This window comes from Paraburkholderia sp. RL17-347-BIC-D (assembly GCF_046027915.1).
Classification (GTDB): domain Bacteria; phylum Pseudomonadota; class Gammaproteobacteria; order Burkholderiales; family Burkholderiaceae; genus Paraburkholderia.
On the sequence record NZ_JARESS010000161.1, the window covers coordinates 1 to 1,860 of the forward strand.

The 1,860-nt window shown below is 59.8% G+C and carries 1 protein-coding gene; it reads left to right on the forward strand.

Features of this window, described 5'->3' with window-relative positions:
- Positions 1–193: 193 nt before the first annotated feature.
- Positions 194–1,860, forward strand: a 1,667-nt coding sequence (locus P0D96_RS47865) for an AMP-binding protein (RefSeq protein ID WP_408321302.1), incomplete at its 3' end; no start/stop codon positions are given.

The window sequence follows — 1,860 nt, forward strand, 5'->3', positions numbered from 1 at the left end:
CCGCTGTATCTTAAAGACGGAAGGCATGAAGCAAATTCGTTTTTCGACATGACGATTGGTCGCGAATTTCCCTGTTCGCAGAAATGTGATTTTCTGATGTTCGATACAGACTGCGCGGGTCAAAGCCCCCCTGGAAGACCTCGGATAGAAGTGGAAGCAGCAAACGTCTCGGTAGTCTGCAGCGGAGGACGAAATGTCACATTTGTCTTGGCTCTCCCAATACCCGGAGGGGGTCCCGGCGGACATCGACTTGGAGGGTTACCCCTCGATGGCGGCGCTTTTGGAACAGGCCGTCGCCTGCTTCGGCAACAAAATCGCCTTTCACCAGTTCGGAGTGGACCTCACATTTCGTCAACTCGACGAAAACTCGGCCCGCTTGGCTGCCTACTTTCAGAATGACCTCGGGCTAACGCCGGGGGACCGCATCGCGCTGATGTTGCCGAACAGTCTGCAACACCCCATCGCGATGTTCGCCGCACTCAGGGGCGGGCTGACCGTCGTCAACGTCAACCCGCTCTACACCGCGGCCGAGCTGACGCAGCTAATCAAGGATTCCGGTGCGCGTGCGATCGTTGTGATGGAGATGTTCGCCGCCACCGTCGCGCATGCGCTGACCCATATCGCCATTGAGCACGTTATCGTCGCGCGCGTGGCAGAGTTGCAGAAGTTCCCGAAATCCATCCTCGTTGACTACATCGTCCGAAAGAAGAAAAAACTCGTCCCGGGCTGGAAGATCGCAGGCGCGGTGACCTTCAAGACCGCCATGACTGCCCACCCGGCCACTGATTTCACCGAGGCGGCGCTGAACCACGGGACAAGAGCGTTTCTCCAATACACCGGCGGTACCACCGGTGAGCCGAAAGGCGCCGTGCTCACTCACGGCAACGTGCTGGCGGATGTGCTGATATTTGCCAGCTGGTGCAAGCCTGCGTTCCGGCCGGGCGAGGAAACCACCATCATCGCGTTGCCTCTTTACCATGCGGCGGCCCTCGTGTGCCAATGTATGCTCTCCATCCATTTCGGAGTCCGCGCCGTTCTGGTGATGAACCCGCGCGATATTCCTGCCCTCGTGAAGGACTTCGCGACGCATCGGCCGACCGTCTTTGGCGGCCTCAACACGCTGTTCACAGCGCTGATGAACAACGAAGACTTCCGCTCGCTTGAGTTCTCGGCCTTGCGCATCACCATCGCCGGTGGCACCGCGACCCAGCCCGCAGTGGCCGAACGTTGGCAGAGACTTACTGGCTGCCCGGTGCTGGAAGCCTATGGGCTCTCGGAAACCTCCGGCGCGGTGACGGCCAACCCTGTGACACTCACCACCTTCGACGGTACGATAGGCGTGCCGCTACCTTCAATGCGCATCGAAATCCGCGACGAGAACGGCGCGGGGTTACCCACCGATATGCCTGGTGAAATCTGCGTCGCAGGGCCGGCCGTCATGCAAGGCTACTTCAATCGGCCGGAGGAAACTGCCGGTGCGATCGGCCCCGATGGATTTTTTGCGACCGGCGATATCGGGATCATGGATCAGCGCGGCGTGATCAGGATTGTCGACCGCAAAAAGGACATGATCCTGGTGTCCGGTTTCAACGTCTATCCGAACGAGGTCGAGAACGTGCTCTCCCGGCATACCGGCATTCTGGAGGTCTCAGTGGTCGGAGTCGCGGATTCGGAATCCGGCGAGACACCCGTCGCCTTCGTGGTGAAAAGGGACCCGACGTTGACCGAGGCGGATGTGGTCGGCTTTGCGCGGAAGACCTTGGCCTCTTACAAAGTGCCGAAGCGTGCGGTCTTCGTGGACGATCTGCCGAAAACGCCGGTCGGCAAAGTGCTGCGGCGGCAATTGCGGGACCAAGTAGT